This window comes from Sphingomonas sp. (assembly GCF_035998645.1).
In the GTDB taxonomy this organism is placed as follows: domain Bacteria; phylum Pseudomonadota; class Alphaproteobacteria; order Sphingomonadales; family Sphingomonadaceae; genus Sphingomonas.
This window is the reverse complement of sequence record NZ_DASYHL010000003.1, coordinates 156934-175366: the sequence shown is the minus strand read 5'-3', so window position 1 is coordinate 175366 and position 18433 is coordinate 156934. Positions and strand designations below refer to the sequence as shown.

11 protein-coding genes are annotated in these 18433 nt (G+C 65.4%); 3 read left to right on the top strand and 8 right to left on the bottom strand.

Going from position 1 to position 18433, the window contains the following annotated elements; genetic code table 11:
• Positions 1 to 28: 28 nt before the first annotated feature.
• Positions 29 to 2251, bottom strand: coding sequence for a TonB-dependent receptor (locus tag VGN66_RS04795; protein ID WP_327517718.1), 2223 nt, complete (start codon positions 2249 to 2251; stop codon positions 29 to 31).
• Positions 2252 to 2733: 482 nt separating this feature from the next.
• Between VGN66_RS04795 and VGN66_RS04790 the strand changes: the two genes are divergently transcribed.
• Positions 2734 to 3201 (top strand): Lrp/AsnC family transcriptional regulator, encoded by a 468-nt coding sequence (locus tag VGN66_RS04790; RefSeq protein ID WP_327517717.1) that lies wholly within the window; start codon positions 2734 to 2736, stop codon positions 3199 to 3201.
• Between the two features lie 22 nt (positions 3202 to 3223).
• Here the strand turns inward: VGN66_RS04790 and VGN66_RS04785 are convergent, their stop codons facing one another.
• Positions 3224 to 4270, bottom strand: a complete 1047-nt coding sequence (locus VGN66_RS04785; RefSeq protein ID WP_327517716.1) for an ornithine cyclodeaminase — start codon at positions 4268 to 4270, stop codon at positions 3224 to 3226.
• A 155-nt stretch (positions 4271 to 4425) separates the two neighbouring features.
• Here VGN66_RS04785 and VGN66_RS04780 point away from each other — a divergent pair, with 155 nt between their 5' ends.
• The gene (locus VGN66_RS04780) at positions 4426 to 4863 is read left to right on the top strand and encodes an Lrp/AsnC family transcriptional regulator (RefSeq protein WP_327517715.1); all 438 of its coding nucleotides are present in this window, start codon (positions 4426 to 4428) and stop codon (positions 4861 to 4863) included.
• A 211-nt stretch (positions 4864 to 5074) separates the two neighbouring features.
• On the top strand, positions 5075 to 6097 hold the full coding sequence (locus tag VGN66_RS04775) for a histone deacetylase family protein (RefSeq protein WP_327517714.1): 1023 nt from the start codon (positions 5075 to 5077) through the stop codon (positions 6095 to 6097).
• A gap of 122 nt (positions 6098 to 6219) precedes the next feature.
• Here the strand turns inward: VGN66_RS04775 and VGN66_RS04770 are convergent, their stop codons facing one another.
• The 6 genes from VGN66_RS04770 to VGN66_RS04745 form a co-directional block, all read right to left on the bottom strand.
• Positions 6220 to 8268: a S9 family peptidase gene (locus tag VGN66_RS04770; protein ID WP_327518560.1), complete on the bottom strand. Its 2049-nt coding sequence runs from the start codon at positions 8266 to 8268 to the stop codon at positions 6220 to 6222.
• 592 nt (positions 8269 to 8860) lie between these two features.
• Complete coding sequence (locus tag VGN66_RS04765; RefSeq protein ID WP_327517713.1) at positions 8861 to 10675, bottom strand: response regulator; 1815 nt, start codon at positions 10673 to 10675, stop codon at positions 8861 to 8863.
• A complete protein-coding gene (locus tag VGN66_RS04760) occupies positions 10665 to 11525 on the bottom strand; it encodes a CheR family methyltransferase (RefSeq protein ID WP_327517712.1) in 861 nt (286 codons plus the stop codon). The genes VGN66_RS04765 and VGN66_RS04760 overlap by 11 nt, the downstream gene beginning before the upstream one ends.
• Positions 11522 to 14602, bottom strand: coding sequence for a response regulator (locus VGN66_RS04755; RefSeq protein WP_327518559.1), 3081 nt, complete (start codon positions 14600 to 14602; stop codon positions 11522 to 11524). The genes VGN66_RS04760 and VGN66_RS04755 overlap by 4 nt, the downstream gene beginning before the upstream one ends.
• A gap of 133 nt (positions 14603 to 14735) precedes the next feature.
• Complete coding sequence (locus tag VGN66_RS04750; RefSeq protein ID WP_327517711.1) at positions 14736 to 15836, bottom strand: 50S ribosomal protein L11 methyltransferase; 1101 nt, start codon at positions 15834 to 15836, stop codon at positions 14736 to 14738.
• Between the two features lie 180 nt (positions 15837 to 16016).
• Positions 16017 to 18425, bottom strand: a complete 2409-nt coding sequence (locus tag VGN66_RS04745; RefSeq protein WP_327517710.1) for a caspase family protein — start codon at positions 18423 to 18425, stop codon at positions 16017 to 16019.
• Positions 18426 to 18433 lie beyond the last annotated feature (8 nt).

Here is an 18433-nt window from a genome sequence, read left to right as displayed (position 1 = left end):
CCGCCTGCGTCTCGACGCGGCCGAGCGGCTAATCCAGTCCGAGCCGAATTGTCGCGCCGATCGTTCGGGGCCTTGTCACGGAACCGGCGAACGAGAATGGCGCGTTCAGGATGCCATATTGGTTGAACAGGTTCTTGGTGAACAGTCCCAGTTCGATCTTCTCGGCCACCGTGATCGATCCGTTCAGATCCACGATGTTGAAGTCGCCTTTCTCCAGCGTCGCCCCGAACGCGACCGGCGCGCTCGACAAATAACGGTGCGCGATGCCAAAGCGCGGCTTCAACCCACTATCCGGGAAGCTGAAATCGAGGGTGTTGGAGATCGTCCAGTCGGACGCACCCGGCAACACGCTCCCCTTGGCATAGCCGCCGCCGGGCGCGAACGAGTCCGGCAGCAGGCTGGAAAGCCGCGCATTGTTGTAGGAGACGTTGGAGGCAAAGGTGATGTTGCGCGTAGGGCGCATCGTCAGGCTGAATTCCACGCCATCGATATCGGCGCCGCCGCCATTCGTCGTGTAGGAGCGGAACGTGACCGGCGTGAACAGCCGCGCCTGAATGTTGTTCCAATCGATATGATAGGCGGTCACGTCGAGCGTCAGCGCCCCGCCGACCAGATCGATCCGCGTGCCGACTTCGTAACTCTGCGTGGTGTCGCCATCGTACGTCAGCGGCAGGCCGGGCGTCGCCAGCGAAAACACATTCACCCCGCCGATGCGGAACCCTTCTGAATACAGCGCATAGATGCGGACATTGCTGTTGGGCTGGAACGCCAGCGACACCTTCGGGATGAAGTCCGACTTTTTCTGGGCGGTCGGGGCGTAATCGAACGGCGCGATGAGGTTAGCATTGGGCAGATACTGAGCCCGCGGTTGCGTCTTGTATTCGAAGTAGCGCCCGCCCAGCGTGAGTGTGACGCTGTCGACGATGTCGAATTCCGCTTCGCCGAACACCGCCTTTTCGGTGACCCGGTTGCTGCTCACCGTGCGTTCCGCCAGGTCGCCGGGTGCGAGCGTGGCGCCCGACTGTCCCCCGAACAGGGCGGGGTTGCGATCGATATAGGTCGCGATGCCCTGGATCGACGTCGCATCTGTGGCCGTCGATCGCATCCGGGTATAGTTGGCGCCCAGCAGCCAGCGGAACCGGCCCTGATCCGGCGACGTCAGGCGCACTTCGCCATAATGGGTCTCTGACGTACCGAAGCCGGTCGCCAAAGGCGGGGTGTCGGTGCGCGGATCATTGCCGCCGAACACCGAATTGTCGAACGCCAGATCATTCTTCTTTTCGGTATAGCTCCCGACCGCCGTCAGCGTCGCGAATCCGAGATCCTGTTCCAGCCGCAGGCTGTGCAGCATGACCTGGGTATGCTGGAACTCGGCGACGTTGGTCGCGCGGGCATAGGTGCGCGGCGGCCCGAACAGGACATAGGTCTGATCGTCCAGATCATATTCCTGGTACATGCTAAGCGCCGAGATGCGCGTACCCTCCGCCGGGGTGAACACGATCGATCCGCGCAGCCCGCGCACGCGCAGGTCGTTGCTGCCCTTGCGGCCCAGCAGCGTGTTGTCGAGATAGCCGGCATCGACGCGTTGGAGCGCGACGACGCGGACGGCCAGCTTGTCGTCGATGATCGGCACATTGATCATCGCCTTGGCGGCATAGCTCAGTTGGCCATCGGCGCGCTCGGTGGTGGAGACCATTCCCTCCCCGCCCGCATCGAACTTGGTCGCGTCCGCCTCGTTCACGACATAGTTGATCGCGCCGCCCAGCGATGACGACCCGAACAGAGTGCCCTGCGGACCACGCAGCACTTCAACGCGATTCAGGTCGAAGCTGTCGATGTCGGGGATGACGAGCGGGAAGCCCGGCTCAAGCAAGGGAAGCTCGTTGAGGTAGTAGCCCGTCGTCGACTGGTTAGCTTCGTGATAGGTGGTCGATGCCACGCCGCGAATGACCACTTCCGACACGCCGGGCTGATAGTCGTTGAACACCACGCCCGGAACGCGGGTGATATAGTCCGACAGGCTCTGCGCGTTCAGTCGCTCCAGCGTTGCCTGCCCCACCGCAGAGACCGAACCGCTGACGTCGCGCGCCGACTGTTGGCGCTTGTTCGCGGTGACGACGATCTCGGTGTCGTCGCTTGCGTCGGTCACTTCATCCTGCGACGCGCGCGCCGTCGTCTGCGCCGCCGCCGGCATTGTGAGCGTCAGCAGCGTGCCTGCCAGCGCGGTCGTCGTCGAGAATCGCTTGATCATGTCCCACCCCTTCGTGTGGCGACGGACGCACCCGCCCGCCGCTTCGTCCTGTGTCTGCTCCCCGCGTGCGGCGTGTCCGGTCTTGCGCCGACATTCCTTTAACGCGCCGCCCCGCCAAGGCCGGCCGTTCGAGCGAGTCCGACGCTGGGTTTCCCCCGCGGCGCCTGGCAGGGTTCAGGCTAGACAAGGAGGGCCGCATGTCCAGCAACTGTGCGGCGAAGGCACGTCATTGGAAAATAACGTAAATACCTCGAATATCCGGCTTTTTCGCAGCTTGATCGCGGCAATTACTGAACGTTGTGCGTCCCAGGCTGGTCACTTCCGCGAAATATTCGCGTGCATGCGGCTGGCACTGGTCACCACTGGTCGCGGTCGCACCGTAGCCGGTGCCGGCCGGCGTAGAAATTTGTGCTTGCCGCGTTGCGCCGGGGCGGGAAAAGATGACTGATCCGGCGTGCCCCGGCGCCGTTGAAAGGAAATTCGTGCAGCTCGACAAGCGCGACCTCAAGATTCTGCACGAGCTGCAGGCAGATAACACCATCACCTATCGCGAACTGGCGAACCGCGTTGCGCTCTCGCCCAGCGCCTGCGTCGCGCGCGTCAAACAACTTGAGGATCAGGGCTATATCCTCGGTTATCACGCGGCGATCGCGATCGAACGCGTACGGCCCACCTTCGTGATGGTTGCCGAAGTATCGATGGCGTCGCACGTGCCCGACGACCTTGCGCAGTTCGACGCGCTGCTGATCTCGATGCCCGAAGTGATCGAGGTGCTGCGCGTCAATGGGCCGTTCGACTATATCGTCAAGTTCCTGCTGTCCGACGTGCGCGAGTGGCAGGGCTTTGCCCACCGCCTTCTCGCCCCGCAGAACCGGGTCGAGAAGATGGTGAGCCATGTCGTGATGCAGGAGCTCAAGCCCTTTCGCGGCTATCCCATCCCGCAGCGTTGACAGCGGCGGCCGCGCGCGCGGATCAGGCCGCGCGCTTGAGCATGCCGAACAGATCGCGAGGATCGTCCGGGTCGGCCAGCATGTCGATCTTCTGGAAGAAGTCGGTCCCGTCCAGCTTGCCGTGGATGTAGCGCAGGGCGGAGAAGTCCTCCGTGGCAAAGCCGACGCTGTCGAACAGCGTGATCTGCCGCGCGTCACGACGGCCCGGCGCGATGCCGTCGAGCACCTGGTAAAATTCGGTGACGGGATAGCTCGCATCCATCTGCTGGATCTCGCCCTCGATCCGGGTCTGCGGCTCGAACTCGACGAAGGTCGCGGCGCGGTTCAGAATGTCCTTGTGCAATTCGGTCTTGCCGGGACAATCGCCGCCGATCGCGTTGATGTGAATGCCGGCGCCCACCATGTTGTCGGTCAGGATCGTGGCATAGGCCTTATCGGCGGTGCAGGTGGTGACGATGTGTGCGCCCTCGATCGCTTCCTGCGCGCTGCCGCATTTGACGATGGTCAGGCCGCTGTCCGCCAGGTTGCGTGCGGCCTTCTCGATCGCCTGCGGGTCGATGTCATAAAGCCGGACCGTGTCGATGCCGACCACAGCCTTCATCGCCAGCGCCTGGAATTCGGCCTGCGCGCCATTGCCGATCAACGCCATGACCCGCGCGTCACGGGGCGCGAGGTACCGCGCCACCATCGCCGACGTCGCCGCAGTGCGCAGCGCCGTCAGCAGCGTCATTTCGGCGAGCAGGATCGGATAGCCGGTATCCACGCGCGCCAGCAGGCCAAAGGCGGCGACCGTCTGATACCCCTTCGCCGTATTGCTGGGATGGCCATTTACATATTTGAAGCTGAACACCTCACCATCCGATGTCGGCATCAATTCGATCACGCCCTCGCGCGAATGCGACGCGAGCCGCGGCGCCTTTTCGAACAATGCCCAGCGCCGATAGTCCTGTTCGACCGCATCGGTCAGTTCACGCAACACCCGCTCGATGCCATGATGGTGCACCAGTCGCATCATGTTTTCGACGCTGACAAAGGGGACGAAGGCGAGTTCGGAGGGGGCCGGTGGCATGGCGTTTCCTTTGTGAGGTGCGTGGTGCCGCAAATGCTATGCCGCGTGCCTGTGCTGGCGAAATCGCAATGCTGTCCTAAAAAGCTCCATTATCTGGGCAGAATGATCAGTCCGACTGCACAGATCGTCAGATCAAACTGCGCAGGAATCAATCCATGCATGTCGCGAAATACGTCCCGGATGAACTGGATCGTCGCATCATCGCGCATTTGCGAAGCGATGGCCGGGCACCGCTGACCAGCTTGGCGGAGGCGCTGGGTGTCGCGCGCGGCACGGTTCAGAATCGGATCGACCGACTGCTCGCAACCGGAGCCGTCCTTGGGTTCACCGTCCGCATGCGCGAGGATTACGACGATCTGACCGTGCACGCGGTGATGATGATCGAGGTCATCGGCAAATCCACCACGCAGGTGGTGCAGCGTCTGCGCGGGATCCCTGAAATTCGGCGGCTGCATACGACCAACGGCAACTGGGATCTCGTCGCGGATATCCAGACGGCCAATCTGCCCGATTTCGATCGCGTCCTTCGCGAAGTCCGGATGATCGATGGCGTGGCCAATAGCGAAACCAGCCTGTTGCTGAGCAGCGTGTGAGCGGGGTGGCCATCCCAGCCAACTTCAACAGAACGCACTGATCGCGGGGCTCAATTAGAACATTGGACGCATATTGCGGCCCGGCACTGACGGTTGTGCGGCAAGGACCATGAAATAGTCGAAACTTCAAAGCCTTAGTCGACATCAGGCGATCTTGGACAGGCCGAGCCTGGCGGCGCTAGCGTTGGACAACGCCCAACAGGAAGCATCGATGCTCGTTTATCATTCGTCCGCCGCGACGCGTCACGACCCCCGTATTTTTTACCGCCGTGGAAACCCGATCGATCACCCGGAATCGGCTGGCCGCTATGCGGTGCTGAAGACGGCGGTCGTTGAGGCCGGTTACGCGCTGGTCGATGCGCGCACGCACGACATGGCCCCGATCGCGGCGGTGCACGACACCGGCTATCTCGACCTGTTGTCCAGCGGATGGGCGCGCGCCATCGCGGCCGATCCGGCCATCGAGGAAATCCTGCCAACCCAATTCGCACCCTGGACGCCGCACCGGCGGCCAGAAGGGCTGCTCGGCCAGCTGGGCTATCACATGGCCGACACCTCAACGCCGCTGCGCGCGGGGACGTGGGACGCGATCACCGGCGCGGCCTATGCGGCGATCGATGCGGCTGATGCGGCGCTTGATGGCAAGACTTCCTACGCGCTCACGCGGCCACCGGGCCACCATGCGTCCGGCGCTCACGCCGGCGGCTTCTGCTACCTCAACAACGCCGCAATCGCCGCCCAGCGGGTCGTCGCCGCGCGCGGGTCTGCGGCGGTCCTTGATATCGATGTGCATCACGGCAACGGCACCCAAGCGATCTTCTATGACTCGCCGGACGTGCTGGTGATGTCGCTGCATGCCGAAACGTCGAACTATTACCCCTATTTCACGGGCTATGCCGACGAAACCGGCACCGGCGCGGGTGCCGGCTACAACCTCAACCTGCCGCTGCCCTTGGGTTCGGCGGACGAGGTGTTTCTCGACGCGATCTCGCAGAGCCTGGACCGTATTGCGCAGTTCGACCCGCCCGCGCTGATCCTCTCGCTTGGCCTGGACGCGGCGGTAGACGATCCGATCGGCGCGATGGCCGTCACCACGCAGGGCTTCGAGCGGGCCGCCGCGCTGATCGCCAGCTTCGGCTGTCCCACCGCGATCATCCAGGAGGGCGGCTATCTCTGCGAAGCCCTGCCGCGCAACCTGACCGCCTTCCTCGCCAGTTTCGACGCCGCCGCCTAGCGTCGTTTTCAATTAGGCGGCACCAGCCCGCTCCCCCACCCGGCCACCCATAGAATACACTGTCGTTGGGTGGCCGGGTCGGGGAGCGGGCCGGTGCCGGTTCAGCTTTGCTGAAAACAACCCTAGCGTACGCAGTTCATCGCGAACGCCCAGAACCGGGCCATCTCGTCGAACTCGGCGCGCTGGTCGCCACTCGATTGATGGCCCGCATCGGGATCGACGAGCAGAATGGCGGGATTGCCGCTGGTCGATCGCTGGCGCACCTGCGCGACCAGCTTGGCCGGCTCCCAATAGCTGACGCGATCATCTTTCAGCCCGGCCGTGCATAGCAGCGGCGGATAGGCTGCCCGCCGCACATTTTCATAGGGAGAGATCGAGGCGATATAGTCATAGGCCGTGGGATCGGCGAGCGGATCGCCCCAGTCCGGTCGGAACAGCGGCACCAGCGGATGGTCGCCGTCGCTCATCGTATTGAGCATGTCCACGAACGGAACCTTGGCGATCACCCCGCCCCATAGCGTCGGGTCGAGGTTCATCGCCCCGGCCACCAGTAGGCCGCCCGCGGACAAGCCGAACGCGACGACCCGCTCTGGCGCGCTGTATCCCGAACTGCACAGCGTCCGGGCGCAGGCGACGAAATCGGTCATCGAATTGCGCTTGGCAAAGCGTCGCCCGTCGAGAAACCAACGCCGCCCCTTTTCGGACCCGCCGCGCACATGTGCGATCGCAATTCGCCAACCGCGATCGATCAGCACCGTCGCCGGCAGCGAAAAGACCGGATCGCTCGAAACGCCATAAGCGCCGTAACCATATAGCAAGAGCGGCGTGCTGCCGTCTTTCGGCGCGTCGCGTCGCGAGACGAGCGTGATCGGCACGTCCATCCCGTCCGGCGCTTTCGCGCTCAAGCGCTCGACGACATAATTGTCCGGATCGAAGCCGCGCAGGCGTTCGGCCGCGACTTGCGTCTGGCGCCCGGTCGCCAGATCGATGTCCAGCCAGCGTCGCGGCCGGACGGGCGATTGATGGACGATCTGAACCGATGTCGCGCGATAATCCTGCGCCTCCGGGACCTCCAGCGCATAGGCCGCCTCCTGAAAGGCAATCGCCTGCTCCCGCCCATCGGCTTGCCGCACGATCACGCGATGCAGGCCATCCTCGCGCTCGAGCCGCACAAGGGCGTCGGCAAAGGGGATCATCGCCAGGATCGGCACGCCGGGGCGGTGCGGCACCAGCGTCGCACCGGCGGTGAAGGACCCTGCGTCGAGCTGGACGATCTTGCGGTCGAACGCTCCGTCCGCGTCGGTGACCATGAGCAACGCGCCACGCCATTCGTCGACCTCATACGTCACGCCCTGCTGGCGCGGACGCACGATCCGCGGCGCTGCCGTCTCATCGCTCGCCGCGATCAACCGGACTTCCGCCGTGTCGGGGCCGGCAAGGGTCAGCCGCACAAAGCCGTCTGCGGCGGTTCTGCCGACCTGCATGAAGATCGCGGGGTCGGCTTCCTCATGGACCAATGCCGGCTGGCCTCCCGCTACCGCCGTGCGATAGAGCCGCGTCGGTCGGTTGCGCGCGTCGCGCCAGATCCAAAACATCCACGCAGAGGACGGCGAGAATACAAGGCCGCCATAGCCATAGGCATCGGCTTCGACGCGGATCGACACCGCGCCAGTGCGCGTATCGAGCAGGCAAATCCGGTGCCGGTCATCGCCCACGATGTCCTCTGCCCAGGCGAAATAGCGGTGGTCCGGGCTCGGCTGGTGGCCGGTTGTGCGGTAATAGGCATGGCCATTGGCGCGCTGCCCCTCGTCCAAGAGGATTTCTTCGGTGCCGTCCTGGCGTACGCGATAGTGCACGGTATGTTCGCCGCCCGGCGGCACCCGGCTGCCATAACGCCACGCGCCCCGCGACAGGCCCGGCGCCTCCACCCCACCACCAGCGCGATCGAGCATCGCCGCCAGCAGATCGCCCTGCTTGGGTGCAAGCGGGGACAGCATGCTGGTCGCATAGCGGGTTTCGGCCTCAAGCTGCGCCCGGATCATCGGCGGCATGGTCGGAAGGCTACGCGCGCCTTGCGCTGGAACATATCTCAACCAGGCAAACGGATCGTTGCGGGTTCGTCCCAGCTGCCGAATGACATGATCGCGTTTGGCGACAGGCGGCGGCGGCACCGCTGGCCAGCGGGAGCTTACCGTCGCGGCACGCGCCAGTCCGGTCACCTGCACGAGCGTAGCGGCAATCGTGCCGCCCAAAAGATCGCGACGTCTGATGCGTATGCTATCGCTCACAAAGCCTCCAACCGATGTCGCGCAAACCGCCGTTTTCGGCGCGATTGACCGCTTTTGCTAGCGCGTTACGGCCCAGCCTGTCCAATTGCCCGATTGCTGTTCAACTATCTGATTCATCCTCGTAAAATCATGCCCGCCGAACGTCTGACGGCGCTCCCGCCGGTGAACAGTGATTTATGCGGCGCGCATAGACCAAACCGTTCGTTGTTGCTTGGTCAGTACCCATTGCGGGCCGCAAACCCCTGCGGATTTACTGCCACGCCGGCTTACCACTGAACGTCGTGGATCGGTGACGATGACTGGCAGCAGGGTCGTCCTTGTTATGGTGCCAAGTTCTGCCGGCACTTCGCCGATGCGGATCGAGAGGTCGGGCGCCCTTTTGCCACAAGCTTGGGGATCGGCCACTCGCGCCGCAAACGCCAGCTACACAGAGAGAGCAATTCAGCGCCGAACCAACATCGATCGGGTGGTTAACCTAGCGCGCCACCGCCTCAATGCCGAACAGGCTCGCCGCGCTGTCGAGCAAGGTCGTCGGCGCAAACGGCTTGGTCACCACCACCACCCGGTCGAACTGCGCGGGCAGATGCTCGCGGCCATAGCCGCTGACGAACAGGAACGGGATGTCGCGCGCGGCGAGCGCGGCGGCGATGTCGTCGACCATCTCGCCCTGCAGATTGCCGTCGAGCAGCGCCGCGTCGATCTCCGCCCGCCGCGCCAGCTCCAGCGCGTCCGACCGCGCCGACGCCTGCCCCGCCACGACCGCGCCCGCCCCGCCGAGCAGGTCGACCAGTTCCAGCATCACCAGCGGCTCGTCCTCGACGATCAGGAAGCGCTTGCCCGCAAGCACGCTCTGCCCGCCCGCCGGAGCCAGCGCCGCGCCCCGCGCAATCGCCCGCTGTGCCGGCCCGACGCGCGGCTTGCCGGTGAACGGCAGGTCGAGCGTCCAGCGCAACCCGTCGGGCGCATAGGTCGAAATCGCAACCCCGCCCTCGGCCTTCAGGCTGCGCTCGATCAGCGCGGTACCAAAGCCACGCCGCGTCGGCGCGACCACCGGCGGCCCGCCGCTCTCGATCCATTCAAGCCGCAGCGTGCCATCGGCCAGCTGCCAGCGCATATCCGCGCGCCCCTCGGGCACCGATAGCGATCCATATTTATGCGCGTTGGTCACCAGTTCATGCAGCACCAGCGCCAGATGCAGCGCGGGTTCGGGCGCCAGGTCAAGCTCCGGCCCCTCGATCCCCAACCGGTCGGGCGAGATCGCGCCGATCCGCAACTGCCCCTCTATCAGCTCACGCAGACGCGCGCCTTCCCACGTCGCGCTGCTCAACAGCGAATGCGCCTTGGCGAGCGCATGGATGCGCCCGATAAAGGTCGGCGCAAAGTCCGACGGCCCGGTCGAATGGCGCAACGTCTGCGTCGCGATCGCCTGCACCGATGCCAGCGTGTTCTTCACGCGATGGTTGAGCTCGCCGATCAACAGCCGCTGCGTCTCTTCGCCCCGCTTGCGCGCGCTGACGTCGAGAATCTGGACATTGACCGAGGCCAGCCGACCCGCCGCATCGTGCAGCGCCGAGCAATAGCATTCGCAATCGAGCATCACGCCTTCGGTCGTGCGCATGCGCAGCGGCTGCATCTCACGCAACCGCGCGCCGCCGATCATGTCGGCGATCAGCGCAGCGAACGCCGGACCATGTTCTGGCGCGATCCACTCGAACTCGCTCGGGCGGAACCCGCACACTTCATGCGCGCGCCATCCGAACAGCCGCTCCGCTCCGTTCGACCAGCCAAGGATGCGTTGCTCACCATCCAGCTCGACGATCGCCAGCGGCGAATTGTCGCCATGCGCCTTCAGCTTCCCCAGCGCATCGGACAACGCGTCACGCTGCCGCGCAATCTCGCGCCGCTGGTGGTACAGTTCGACGAATACGCCGACCTTGTTGCGCACGATCTGCGGATCGACCGGTTTGAGCAGATAATCGACCGCGCCCGCCTCGTACCCACGAAACTTGCGCGTCTCGTCGGTCGCCACGGCGGTCAGGAACATGATCGGGATGCGCCGCGTGCGCTCGGTCCCGCGCATCAGTTCGGCCAGCTCGAACCCGTCCATCCCCGGCATCTGCACATCCAGCAGCGCGACCGCGAACTCGCGCTTGAGCAGCAGTTCGAGCGCCTCGGCCCCCGAGCGCGCCTTGACCAGCTCGACCCCCTCCCCCGTCAGCAACGCATCGAGCGCCGCGAGGTTTTCGGGGATGTCATCGACAGCAAGGACGGGAACGGGTTCAGGCGGCATCGCGCACTCCGTCTAGCAGCTTCGCGTTGCGACGGAAAATCTTCTCGGGCAGGTCGAAATCGTCGAACCCGTCGGAATGGGACGAAAAGCGCAGCGTCTCCTTCGACCCCAGCCCCAGAAACCCGCCCCGCACCAGTGAATCGCCGAACAGGCCGAGCGCGCGATCCTGCAGCACGCGATCGAAATAGATCAGGACGTTGCGGCTCGACACCAGTTGCGCCTCGGTGAACACCGAATCACTGGCGAGGTTATGCTCGGCAAACACCGCGCGGCGGCGCAGGCTCTTGTCGAACACCGCCGCGCCATAAGCGGCGGTATAATAGTCCGACAGCGACGACTTGCCGCCCGCCAGCCGATGGTTCTCGGTAAACTGCTGGATCCGGTCGAGCGCGAAAATCCCGGCCTCCGCCTTTTGCAGCGCCGCCGGGCTGATATCGGTGCAGTAGAAGATCGTGCGATCCTCCAGCCCCTCTTCGCGGAACAGGATCGCGAGCGAGTAGAATTCCTCGCCATTGGCACATCCCGCGATCCACACCTTTAGCGACGGGTAAGTGCGCAGATGCGGGATCACCCGCTCCCGCAGCGCGCGGAAATATCCGGGATCGCGAAACATCTCGCTGACCTGGATGGTCAGGAACGCCATCAGCTCATCGAACACCGCCGGCTCACGCAACAGCCGGTGCTGCAACTGCGACAGGCTCTCGCAGTCGAACCGCTGCTGCGCGCGCTCCATCCGCCGGTGCAGCGATGCGCGCGAATAGCCGCGAAAGTCGTAATGATGGTGCCGGTTGATCGCCTCCAGCAACAGATCGAGTTCGATCTCCTCGTACGGGGCGAACACCTCCTTCATCGGGGCATCCACACGCGCACCAGACTGAGCAGTTTGTCGACGTCGAGCGGCTTGGCGAGATAGTCGTTGGCCCCCGCGTCGAGACATTCCTGCTGGTCGCGCGCCATCGCCTTGGCGGTCAGCATGATCACCGGCAGGTCGCGGCCCCAGCTCGCCTTTCGCAGTTCGCGCGTCGCGGTCAGGCCGTCCATTTCCGGCATCATCACGTCCATCAGCACCAGATCGATCGACTGCTCGCCGCCCGCCGCAGTCTCCAGCGCGGTCAGGGCCTCGCGCCCGTTGCGCGCGATGCGGACATCGACGCCATGCGGTTCGAAGATGCTGGTGACGGCATAGACGTTGCGAATATCGTCCTCGACCAGCAGCACCCGCCGGCCCTCAAGCGCGGCATCGCGGGTCAGCGACTTGGCGATCAGCGCCTGTTGCGGCTCGGGCAGGTCGGACACGACCTGATGGAGGAACAGCGTCACCTCATCGAGCAGCCGTTCGGGCGACTTGGCGCCCTTGACGATGATCGACTTGGAATATTTGCGCAGCCGCAATTCCTCGTCCGCGCTCAGGTCGCGGCCCGTGTAGACGATCACCGGCGGGAAGCCGAGGCTCTCGTCCCCGCTGAGCCGTTCGAGCAGGTCGAAGCCCGAGGCGTCGGGCAGGTTGAGGTCGAGCACCATGCAGTCGAACGTCTGGCTGCCGAGCAACTCGATGCACTGCGCCGCGCTATGCGCTTCGAGCGTTTCGACCTCGCGGCTGGCGAGCAGCAATTTGACGCTCTCCGCCTGCTGCGCATCATCCTCGACCACAAGCACGCGGCGCATCCGCTGCGCCATCCGCGCTTCCAGCCCTTCGAGCATGTCGACCAGCTGTTCGCGCTTCACCGGCTTGAACAGATACCCGATCGCCCCGCTCGACAGTGCCGCCCGGCTGTCGTCATCGACCGACACGACATGGACCGGAATATGCCGCGTGCGCACGTCGCGCTTGATCCGGTCGAGCACCGACAGGCCGGTGTGATCGGGCAGGTTCATGTCGAGGATCACCGCGTGCGGGATATATTGCCGCGCCATCAGCGCGCCCTCGTCGGCAGTGCCGGCGATCAGGCACTGGAAGCCCTGTTCATGCGCAATGTCGCACAGGATGCGCGCGAACACGGGGTCGTCCTCGACGATCAGGATGACGCGCGCGTCCCCGGACAGCCGCTCGCGGTCATCCTCGGTCGCGACGACGCCGCGCTTCTTGCCTGGCTTGGGATTGGACGGACGCGCGCGCGCCGGGGCGGGCGTCGGCGCGGGGCCGACCGCGACTGGCTCATAGGTTTCGGGCAGGATCAGGGTGAACGCGCTGCCCTGCCCCGGTGCGCTGGCGACACTCACCTCGCCACCGAGCAGATGGGCGAGTTCGCGTGAGATCGACAGGCCAAGCCCGGTGCCGCCATATTTGCGGCTGATCGTCCCGTCGGCCTGACGGAACGCCTCGAAGATGACGTGCTGCTGTTCGGCGGGAATGCCGACGCCGGTGTCGCGCACGGTGAACGCGATCCGCCCATCGTCGCGCGCCGCCGTCTCGAGCGTCACCGTGCCGCGCTCGGTGAACTTGATCGCGTTGGACACGAAATTCTTGAGCACTTGCTCCAGCCGCTGCGGATCGGTCTCGATCTCGGTTGGCGCGCCGGGCGTAACCGAAACGTCGAGCGACAGGCCCTTGGCCCCGGCGGCGGGCTGGAACAGCGTCCGCAGCTTGTCGAGCGTCGGCGCGATGCGGAAGCGGCGCGGTTGCAGCTCGAGCTTGCCCGCCTCGATCTTCGAAATATCGAGGATATCGTTGATCAGCGACAACAGGTCGTTGCCAGACGTCTCGATCGTCTCGGCATGCTTGACCTGCGCCGACGACAGATTGCCGTCGCGATTCTCGGCGAGCAGCCGCGCCATGATCAACAGCGAATTGAGCGGCGTGCGCAATTCGTGGCTCATATTGGCGAGGAATTCGGACTTGTAGCGGCTCGCCTGTTCCAGATCGCTCGCCTGCGCCTCCAGCGAGGCCTGCGACCGCGTCAGGTCGTCGCGCTGGATTTCCAGCTGGCGCGCCTGTTCCTCCAGCTGGGCGTTGGTCTGCTCCAGCTCGCTCTGCTGCACCTCGAGCCGCTCGGCCGCCTCCTGCAACTGGCGGCTCTGCTGCTCCAGCTCTTCGTTGTTGGCGCGCAGTTCCTCGCTCTGGACCTGCAATTCCTCGCTCTGTTGCTGCGTCTCTTCGAGCAGTTCGCGCAGCTGGGTACGATATTTGGCCGACCGGATCGCGACGCCGAGCTGTTCGGCAACCCGCTCGAACAGCGCCAGCGCGTCCTGCGGCACCGTACGGAAGCCCAGCTCGATCACCGCATTGGCCGCGCCATCGACGCTGGTCGTGGCGATCAGCAGGTTGGCGGGCTTCGCGCTGCCCAGCCCCGAACCGAAATAAAGATAGTCGTCGGGCACATCGGTGATGACGAAGTTGCGCCGGTCCGCCGCCGCATCCGCCAGCAATCCGTCGCCGGGGCCAAAACGCTCGGGCACGCGCGCATCGGCGGGCACGCCTTGCGTCGCATAGCGCTTATACCCGTCGCCATTGCGGATGAACACCGCACCCGCCCGCGCGCCCAGATACTCGACCAGAAATTTGAGCGCGTTGGTCCCCAGTTGCTCGAGCGGCTGCTCGCCGCCCACGGCCTTGGACAGACCGACCTGCCCGCCCTGCAACCACTCCTCGCGCTGAACGGCGAGGCGGTTGCGTACGAACAGGAACCCGGTGATCGCCAGAATCCAGGTGACGGTGATGCCGAGCGAGCGGTTGAACACCGCGATCGACGGATCGACCCCGGCCGGCGCGAGCGTGAAGCCCAGGATCGTGAGCAAGGTCGCGAGCGCTGCCATGATCGGCGGCACCACCGGGCGCGGCGCGAGATAGGCGAGAACTGTGGGCAGCATATAACCGACCCACACCGAACTCCCCAGCGGGTAGTTCAGGTCGGCGATGAACGGCACCGCCAGAAGCACGGCCAGGGCACCATACAGCCACGCCGTCCGATTGGGCTTTTGCCCATGCATGCTTACGCTCAAAACGCTCTTCCCACCCAGTGCCCCGAAGCAACCCTGCCCAACGCGCGATGACGTTTCGAGTTCCGGGCACAACAATATTCACGTCAGATCAAGCGGGGATATAGACCCCGTCCTCGCGTCGCTATGCTGTTGGTGCGCCGGGCTCCGCCCAGATGCGCATCGCGATCTGGGTATGCGCGCCATGGACCCGCATGACCGTGCCGGATGACACCGTTCCGACCGCAAAGGGGTAGAAGAGGCACGCCCAGGACGAGTTGGGTCCGCGCGAAGGCGCATTCTCGTACGTCACGCCTTCGACCAGATCGATATGGATCCATTGGATAACGCCGTTGGCGTTGCCGTCGCGCACGGTCAGCTCGGTACTGGTCCGGCCCGGACCATATGGCCCACCCGACGCAAAGTCCCAGCTGAACAGGTCGACCGGCTCGCTGCGCAGGACGAGCGACGGGTCGTTCGACGATGCTTCCAGCGGATAGCGGGCGAGCGTGGCGTAGGGCGACAGGTCGAACCCCTCGACACTGTCGAGCTCGCGCGCCCTGGCATGCGGCCAGTAGGCAAGCGCCGCGCGCACCTGCGCACGCTCAGGCACCACGCGCCCGCCGGGCTTCAGGAAGCGCGGCACCGCATCGGCGAGCGCGGGCAACACACCTTCGCACAGCATGTCATGGGCGATGATCTCCTGCACGATCACATCGACGCGCTCGCCCAGATCGCGCTCCAGCTCGACCTCGGTCGAATAGCGCGGCACGATCGTGATGCGGTCGGCAAAGCCGTTATGCGCGACGGTGCGCACCGCAGCGTCGGCAACGGCCGGATTGACCTCGCACGCCGTCACCTGCGCCGCCCCCGCGCGCGCCGCGATCATCGACAGCAGGCCGCTACCCGCACCGATATCGAGCACGCGGTCGCCCGGGCGAACCACTTGTTCAAGCGCCGCGCGGTAGGCCGCATTGCGCTCCAGATCGCGCAGGATATTGTGATGCCAGCTCGGCACCCCGGCGGCCATTGCCCGCGCGGTCACCGCGCGCACCTGCGCATCGTCGGGCGCCAGATTGCGCGCCATCGTCGCGATCTCCAGCGCGCGCGTCCGCAGCCCATGTTCCTGCGCCGCAGCGGCCAGCCCAGCCAGCGTTCGCGCATTTTCCTTCGCCGCCGCGACCAGTGCATCAAGCGCAGCCGCAAAGCGCGCCCGGTTCGGCGATTCTGATTCCGGCAAGTTCATGTGTCAGCGGCGCTCCAGCGTCCGGATCGCCCCGGCGAGGCGACCTCCAAGCCGCACCATAGCGCTATCGTCACGCCCGTCGATCCGCAATTCGAGCCGCGCGTCCAGGCCGAAATCGCGCTCACGCCGACAATCCGCGGCTCCTTCGCGCGACCTGCGCTATTCAACGGTCTTGCGCAATCACTGCCCGCCGGTGCGTTCGGTCTGCCAGCTGAAGCGCAGTGCGGACACCGCGGTCGGCTTTTTGGCCGGGCCGCTGCGCGTGGTCGATCCGACCAAAGCGGAATCGATCAGTTCCTCGATCCCCGTCCCTGCACCGCCATTGTTGCGCATCCGCGTTCCGGCGAGCGTCGGCCCGGCAGCGGTGGCACAGGCCGCGCCGTCTTCCGGCCCCGGCACCACAGGACATTGCGCGAGCCGCGCGTAGCTCGCCGGCACGCCATCGGTGACGTCGCTTACCAACAGCACAAGATCGTCGCGCAGGTCGCCGCCGGGGCTGGCGTCGGTCAGGCTGTACTGCAGCACACCGCTCTCGCCAGCGCGCAGCCGGGTCGGGTTGTCGGCCTTGAGCCCGATCCGCCCGTCGCGTCCATCAATCAGCAGGATACCGCCATCGGGCGAGAAGATCAGCGGATTGACGTACAGGTCGGTCTTGCCGGTATTGGTCACCTTGACGAACAGCCAGTCGCAGCGCTGGAAACGGAACGCCCCGGCCTCGCTGCCATCGCCGCCGACACGTCGTGCGTCCTTGTCGACCGCATAATAATCGGCGCTCGTATCGGGGCAGGCCGCGCCCGCAGCCAGCGCCTTGGGCCGCCCGACATAGAATTCGACCGCGACATTCTTCGCCGGGTCTTCACCCGACTCCCCGGTCGCCAGCGCGGGGCTGGCCAGCACGCGCTGGAGGCGGCTGAACCGCGTCGCCTTGACCAGCGCGGCGCCGATCGCGAAGCGCACGCGGATCGTCGGATTGCTGCCATCCTGCGCCAGCGCGGCGGCGAGGTCGATCGAACCGAAATCGGCGGTCACCTGTCCCGGCGGCTGGGTCAATGCGAGCTTGTCGCCCTTGAACGCCAGCACCAGATCCGCCGCCTCGCCCGGCTGGACGAAGCTCGCGCCGATATCGGCGGGCTTGATCTCCTTGAGCGCCGCCAGCGCCGCCGCCTGTGCCTTGCTGGGGCTGGCGGGCACGGCCGGCAGCGCGATGCGATAGTCGAGCTGAACCGGCTGCTGCTCGATCGTCGCGACCAGCCGCACTTCGCGCGACAGCGGCTTGCCATCGATGTCGCGAACATCGTTCCACGCTTCCGCCGCGATGTCGCCGAATGCGGTGGGGACGAGGATCGCCTTGTACGCGTCAGCCTTGTCGACCCGGCCATACAGGATCGTCTTGTCTCCCGCGGGCGAGGTGAGCGCGAGGCCGATGATCGTTCCCTCGATCACGCCCTGCAACTGTCCCGCGCTCATTTCGAGCTGTTCGAGCTTCACCGGGTCGGTCGATTTGGTGTCGGCGGTGAACACGCGCGCGGGCTTGTACACCGCCCAGCTGCCACCGCCTGCGGCTGCGACTGCGGTCTTCATCAGGCCACCCATCACCGGCCGGTCGAGATCGCCGTCGAACTCGGGGCGCGGCGATTTGTGTCCGTCGATGCCCGCGGTGATGCGGTTGGCGAGGTCGCGATAGGAATAGACGCGCGGGTTGTTCCAATTGGCCATCGCATAAACGGTCAACAGGCCATGCGCCGCCTGCTCCAGCGGGTCGGCGTAGCGTGGCGCCTGATATTGCTTGGCCTGCTGCGCCGATGGCACCGCGAGCAGCCCGACATAGGCGCCCCAGCCGGCCTTGCCCTTCGACGTCTCGACCGCGAGATCGCGCACGAAATTGCCGTCGCTGACCGTCGCGAACTTGCGGCTGACCTTCAGGCCCAATTTGGTCGAGGTCGGCGCGCCATTGTCCTTGCCCGCCGCGTCGCGGTTCGAATCGCCCGAATGGCAGAAATCGGCGATGTAGGTGACGTTGCCGCCCTTGGCCCGGATCGCGTCGATTACCGCGCCGATCTCGTCATCGGTCACCGCATTCTGAATCCTCTCCGATCCGTTGGCGGGCCCGGTGTCGTAGGGCAGGAACACCTCGTCCAGCCCATCCGGCTCGGACCCGGCCACCGCCTCATTCTGCTGCATCCCATGTCCGGAAAAGGCGAGCAGCACCTCGTCCCCCGGCTTGGTCGTATCGACGATCCGCTTCATCGCGGCGAGGATATTGGCGCGCGTGCCGACTGCGTCGGGCTTGACCTTGGTCTGGCGCATCCGCGGATTGCCGCGCGCCGCCAGCAACTCGGGCGTCGGCGGGTCGAGGAGCAACGTCACGTCCTCGGCCTTGGCACCTTCGCGGATCAGCGTTTCGGCGATCAGCACCGAATCGTTGAACGCGCCGATCATCGGCGATGCGATGCCGTCCTTGTAATTGACCACGCCAATGACGAGCGCACGGATGCGGCCCTTCGCCTCGGGCGCAGGCGCGGGCGCGGATGGCATCGATGCGGCGATGAGCCCCAGGGCTCCCAGCGCGAGCATGATCTGCCTCAACATCATCCGTC